Genomic DNA, 6,364 nt, shown 5'->3' with positions numbered 1-6,364 from the left:
CAGCGCATCAAAACTAACCCCTGTTTTACCCTTGAAGGATTCCCGCGTACGGTTATACCCTATGGCCCTGGGAGGAAAAAGGGGTAATTTTTCGCGGGGGATGGCCAGCTCTTTGGCATCAAGGGTTTTCAACAGGGCGTCCAAAGCTTTTAGTTGTTCCTGCTTTTCCACTGTTTTCCAAATACCCTGTCTGTCGCCCCTTGTAGCGTAATTGTAATCCAGGCCCCCTACAACTTTGGCGGTGGCTTCTGTCTGGTAGCGGTGAAAGAAATACAGGGGAACAAAGACGTCCTCCAGTACCGAATAGGGTTCATAGGACCTTATGTTTTCAGCGGAAAAGTTGTTCATGGCCAATTTCCGGATCTGCAGTACTTCGTCCAATTCTGCAGCGGCGGAGGCGCCATTGTCCCAGAGGTGCCCCAGCGCATGTGCGCCTCCCATCGGCCTCGCATCCTGGTCTGAGATATATCGCAGTCCGGCTTCCCGAGCGTCGTCCAAAATTTTATTCAGTGCGGTTCTTTCTTCCGTCCCTTCCGGAAAATGTGAGTAGGAATAGGCGACGGAAACCTTGTCCCATTCCCCTATGCCGGTATCATAGGCGTTTGAAAAGTCTATTGCCCCTTGTTGGATATCGATGTCCGGATGGGGATAGTCCATCACCGATGCGCGATCGTTCGTGCTGGCAGCAAAATTATGGGCAAATCCCAGCGTATGCCCGATCTCGTGGGCCGATAACTGACGGATACGAGCCAGGGCCAATTCGAGCATGGCCTGGTCATTGTCGTCGCGCTCTGCATAGGGGCGGTTCATGAGCGCCTGTGCGATCATAAAATCCTGCCTGATCCGCAAACTGCCGAGACTAACGTGCCCTTTGATGATCTCACCTGTTCGGGGATCGGTAATACTGCTTCCATAGCTCCATCCCCTTGTGGATCGGTGTACCCATTGGATCACATTATACCGGACATCGAGAGGGTCCGCATCATCCGGAAGTATTTTCAACTGAAATGCATTTTTAAAACCGATGGCCTCGAAGGCCTCATTCCACCATTTCCCTCCCTCCATTAAAGCAGAGCGAACAGGTTCAGGAGTACCATTATCCAGATAGTAGACAATGGGTTCAACAGCTTCACTTACAGCCGCCCTGGGGTCTTTTTTCTCTAGCCGATGCCGGGTAATGAAGCGTTTTAATATGGGTTCCTGAACCGGGGTTGCATAGTCATAAAAAGAAAACGGATAGGCCCCACTGCGTGGGTCAAATGCCCTTTTCCTGTACTTATTATCTGGCAACTCGATAAAACTGTGGTGTTGTGCCACGGTGACCAGAGAGGGGTTGGGTGCAACAGATCGGATATAGGCCCCCTTGGGCTCCCCTTTGAAGGTCAGGATATAGTCAAACTCAAGGTTTTTTGGAAACGCCTTTGTCCTTTCCATTGCAATGGCACTACGTGATTTATCCAGGGTGTAATTTCCCTGTTTGGCCCTCTTTAACCGGCCAGCTACCCCATGGGCATCACGCATCAGGAAATCGGTAATGTCTATGATGTACTTCCCGTTTATTACTTCCTCTATTTTAAAGCCGTGGAGCACAGATCTTGCGAAGGCCTGTTCCACCGACTTCCGCTCCAGTACATTGTCTGTAAGGGCCCTGAAGCGCAGGTTGGGCTGTACGAGCAACAATTTGTTTCCCGCTTTTTTAAAATGTACAACCTGCTCATTTCCAAGTTGTCCCCTATCCAAACCTATATCATTACTTCCGATTCCGCTACTCAGGGAGTACACGTAGAGAAAGTCCTTTTCCAGTTCAGCAACCTCGAGGTAGACGCGATCCTTGTCATCATCATAGAAGTAGTTGAAAAATCCTTTAAATTCCTGGTAATCCTGACTTTTTTTGGAGAATTGTGCATTCAGTGAGAAACCTTGCAGAAGTATAAAAGCAAGGCCGGTAATGGTGTATTTCATAGTGTTCTCTGTTGGAAATTTAAATTTATATAAAATTGATTGCCCAACCATGTTTAAAACGTATTTTTGACCAAAGCTTTGTTTATGATTACTACAGATCAGTTTAAAGATCTTATCGGGCGCCTCGGTGCGCTAAGGAGGTATCTTTGACATTGATGCCAAACTCATCGAAATAGAAAACGAAGAAGAAAAGACACTTGCCCCGGATTTCTGGGACGATCCCAGAAAAGCACAGGAGCAGATGCGCTTGCTTCAAAATAAAAAGAAATGGGTTGAGGACTACAACACTTCAGAAACCCTGACCCATGACCTGGAAGTGCTGCTGGAATTCCACAAAGAGGGGGAAATAGACCCTGAGGAAGTAGAGGAGCAGTACACCAAAGCCCTCAATGCCATTGAAAGCCTCGAATTCCGCAATATGTTGTCTGAAGAAGGTGACGATATGGTGGCTATTCTTCAGATCACGGCTGGAGCCGGGGGTACGGAAAGTTGTGACTGGGCAGCTATGCTAATGCGCATGTACCTGATGTGGAGTGAGAAAAATGGCTACAAAGTCAAGGAACTCAACCTTCAGGAAGGCGATGTGGCCGGAATAAAGACCGTTACCCTCCAGATCAACGGGGATTATGCCTTTGGTTGGCTGAAAGGTGAGAATGGCGTACACCGGCTGGTGCGCATATCCCCTTTTGACAGCAATGCCAAACGCCATACGTCTTTTGCTTCTGTGTATGTATATCCACTGGTAGACGACAGTATAGAAATCGAAGTGAATCCGTCGGATATAGAGATCACAACCGCCCGTTCCAGTGGTGCAGGGGGACAGAACGTAAACAAGGTAGAAACCAAAGTGCAACTGGTGCACAAACCTACGGGAATACAGATATCCTGTTCGGATTCCCGTTCCCAGCACGATAACCGGGCCACTGCCCTCAAGATGCTTAAATCGCAGCTCTATGAAATTGAATTGCGCAAAAAGCAGGAAGCCCGGGACGCGATTGAATCCTCAAAAATGAAGATCGAATGGGGCTCGCAGATCCGAAACTATGTAATGCATCCCTACAAACTGGTTAAAGATGTGCGTACGGGAATGGAAACCGGGAATGTGGATGCCGTCATGGATGGGGACCTGGATGCCTTCCTTAAGGCGTATTTAATGATGATGGGGCAAAAGGAAAAAGAAGTTTAGTACAAAATCTATTGGATCACTATGATTAAAATCTACCACAACCCGCGTTGCCGTAAATCAAGGGAAGGCCTTGCATATTTAGAGGCTGCAGGCAAAGAGTTTGAAGTTATACGTTACCTCGATGACCCATTGACCCCTGAGCAAATCAGTGAACTGCTGAATGCGCTCTCCCTCCGTCCTATCGACCTTATTCGAAAAAATGAGTCCGTCTGGAAAAGTGAATTCAAAGGCAAAGAGCTGAGCGATACACAGCTTATAGAAGCCCTCTCCAGGCATCCCAAACTTATTGAAAGGCCTATTGTACAGGTAGGGGACAAAGCCGTAATTGGCCGACCTGCAGAAAAAATAGCTGAACTGCTTTAGAGGAACCCCCCGTTCTCAGGCCTTCGTATCAGTTTTTCCTATCCTGATATTCTGTTTAACTATACTGGTACTTTAACATACAATTAACCTCCGATCGTTAAACCAAATGCTACTTTTACGCTCTAAGAATTGAGTGTAATGTGGTTTAATAAGCTATATCCACTATTAATATTTTGTACCCTGCTGGGCTTCAGTGAGCTCTGCGGTCAGGTAGGTCAAAGGGGTATGTATGGAAGGCAGCGCAGCGGAATCCCGAGGACCCCTGTGGAAAGACAGGAACCCAAACCCAAGACGGCAGAGGAAATCGTTGAAGAACAAATGCCAAAGATCACTGAGGCACTTAGCTTAAATGATTTTGAACAGGCTGTAGTGAGCAGTATCCTTACGAAATACGTGGATCAGCGTATCCAACTGCAATTACTGGAACTCAGTCCTGAAAAAATGAGAGAGGGTTTGGAGAAGATCCAGATCAACCAGCAGGCAGAACTTAAAGCAGGGTTGCCTGAAGAAAAATTTAATGCACTCGAAGAATATCAAAAAAACGGTTACAAGCTTAAAAAGAAAAAAAGAAGGAGAAAAAAATCCAAAACGGAACAATGAGAATACTCCTCTCCCTGGCTTGTGCACTGAGTGTTACTCTAAGCTTAGCGCAGCGTCCACAAGGACGAACCCCACAATCAATCAACATTACAGGAATGGTCTTCGACCAGGAAACGGGCCATGCTTTGGAATATGCCACCTTAGTCTTGCAAAGCGTACAACGCCCTGACCGGATCACCGGGGGAATAACAGACATCACGGGTAAGTTCGAGGTAGAAACCTTTCCGGGAAGATATCATGTACGGGTGGAATACCTGGGTTACAAGACCTATGAGCTCAAGGATCAGGTATTCAGGACTTCCACAGATCTGGGGCGCATCACTCTTTCTATTGATGCCGAACAACTGGAAGCAGTGGAAGTGGTTGGCGAGCGTACCACAGTGGAACTGCGGCTCGACAAAAAAGTATATAATGTAGGGTCTGACCTTACTGTGCGCGGCGGGTCCGTAACCGACGTTCTGGACAATGTTCCCAGTGTTACAGTGGATGTGGAAGGAAACATCAGCCTTAGGGGAAATGAAAGTGTGCGTATCCTGATCAATGGAAAACCTTCTGCCCTGTCTGGCCTCAACCCGGAAACCCTGCAGCAACTTCCCGCAGAGGCGATCGAGAAAGTGGAGGTCATCACCAACCCTTCGGCCCGATACGACGCAGAAGGAACCGCAGGGATACTCAACATCGTTTTAAAACAGAGCAAAACCGCTGGATTGAACGGCTCCCTAAACCTCTTTGCCGGACAGCCTGATAACTTCGGTGGGGCACTCAGCCTGAACCTGAGGCGTGAGAAATTCAATATTTTCACCAACACCACGTACAGGTACAGGAATGCACCGGGAAATGCCCTGTTCGAACAGGAAAACTTCAACCCGGATGGCACTACGGCCAGCTTCCAGGACGAGATAAGGGACTATCAGCGTGAGCGGAAAGGGTTTAACACGAATATTGGTTTTGAACTTTTCTTTGATGACACAAGCAGCCTTACCAATTCATTTGTATACCGTAATTCAACGGGGAACAGTCTAACGAACATCGACTTTTTCAACTTTGACGGGTCCCGCAACCCCACTATCCGGAGAAACCGCTTCACCAATGAGGACGAGGAGGACCAGAATATTCAATATTCCGTAAACTTCGTTAAGCGTTTCGAAAAGGACGGGCATGAACTTACTATGGACTATCAATTCTCCAGTGGGGACGACTTTGAGAACTCCATTATAGAAGAAGTGATTCTTGGGGATAATATTGATCTGCCTACCGAACAGACTATCAATGATGAGTCCCAGGAAAGGCAATTGCTTCAAATGGACTACGTGCTGCCATTTGGCAAAGACAACCAATCCCAATTTGAATTGGGTTACCGGGGCACCTTTAACAATTTCAATACGGATTTTGATTTCGGGATATTGGATAACGGGATCCTGGATGTAGACCCGAATTTCAGCAACGAACTGAACTACAAGGAATACGTAAATGCCGCCTATGTGCAGTTGGGTACCAAATACAAGAAATTCAATATTCTCGGTGGAATGAGGATGGAAGCTTCCGATATTGGCATAGAATTGGTCAATACAGGGGAAGTTACCGATAAGGATTATGTAGACTGGTTTCCCTCTATTTTCCTGGGTTACGAATTTTCTGAAAAAGAACAGCTGACGATCAGTTATAGCCGGAGGTTACGGAGGCCCAGGTCCCGCTTCATAAATCCTTTCCCGTCACGTTCCAGTAATACCAACCTGTTTCAGGGGAACCCTGATCTGGATCCTACCTATACCAATGCCTTTGATTTTGGTTATTTAAAAAGGTGGGATAAATTCACCTTTAACACATCGGCCTATTACAACCGTTCCACAGGGGTATTTCAGTTTATACAGCAGGAAACCGGAGATTTTGTGGAAATAGAAAACCCGGATGATCCCGGAAACCCGGTGCTCGTACCTGTACAGCGGAGAACTCCGATCAACCTGGCCACTGATGAGCGTATTGGATGGGAATTTACAACCACCTTTGTGCCCAAGCGCAGCTGGAGGCTCACCTGGAACCTCAACCTGTTTCAGCAAAACCTGCGCGGAGATTACACCTATACGGATTTTCAGGGCGAGGTGATCACTCAGAACTTTGATGCCGACAACTTTACCTGGTTTACCCGGTTGAGTGCGAAAGTCCCCCTACCCTATAAGGTGGATTTCCAGACCAACGTATTTTACAGGGGTCCTACCCGTAACGCGCAAAGCGAAAACAAGGGGATACTAAGCA

The 6,364-nt window shown here is 47.3% G+C and carries 5 protein-coding genes; 4 read left to right on the top strand and 1 reads right to left on the bottom strand.

The features are described 5' to 3' along the window. A partial coding sequence (locus AC4E7D_RS10305) for a zinc-dependent metalloprotease (RefSeq protein ID WP_490173716.1) occupies positions 1 to 1,962 on the bottom strand: 1,962 nt, incomplete at its 3' end. An 84-nt stretch (positions 1,963 to 2,046) separates the two neighbouring features. On the opposite strand from AC4E7D_RS10305, the gene prfB reads away from it, so the two are divergent. The 4 genes from prfB to AC4E7D_RS10285 form a co-directional block, all read left to right on the top strand. After that, a protein-coding gene (gene prfB, locus AC4E7D_RS10300) for a peptide chain release factor 2 (protein ID WP_490173715.1) occupies positions 2,047 to 3,148 on the top strand; the annotation gives its coding sequence in 2 pieces (ribosomal slippage) (positions 2,047 to 2,109 and positions 2,111 to 3,148; 1,101 coding nt in all). 21 nt (positions 3,149 to 3,169) lie between these two features. Next, positions 3,170 to 3,511: an arsenate reductase (glutaredoxin) gene (arsC, locus tag AC4E7D_RS10295; protein ID WP_490173714.1), complete on the top strand. Its 342-nt coding sequence runs from the start codon at positions 3,170 to 3,172 to the stop codon at positions 3,509 to 3,511. Between the two features lie 138 nt (positions 3,512 to 3,649). Then, a complete protein-coding gene (locus AC4E7D_RS10290) occupies positions 3,650 to 4,111 on the top strand; it encodes a hypothetical protein (RefSeq protein WP_490173713.1) in 462 nt (153 codons plus the stop codon). Further along, positions 4,108 to 6,364 (top strand): TonB-dependent receptor (locus AC4E7D_RS10285; RefSeq protein ID WP_490173712.1); only part of this gene is annotated, 2,257 nt, incomplete at its 3' end. The genes AC4E7D_RS10290 and AC4E7D_RS10285, both read left to right, overlap by 4 nt.

This window comes from Lentiprolixibacter sp. (assembly GCF_982873095.1).
This window is presented reverse-complemented; position numbering and strand designations above follow the sequence as displayed.

Bases quoted from the DNA above. Each gene is read 5' to 3' on its own strand.
- arsC (WP_490173714.1), top strand. From the start codon at position 3,170: ATGATTAAAATCTACCACAACCCGCGTTGCCGTAAATCAAGGGAAGGC.
- AC4E7D_RS10290 (WP_490173713.1), top strand. From the start codon at position 3,650: ATGTGGTTTAATAAGCTATATCCACTATTAATATTTTGTACCCTGCTG.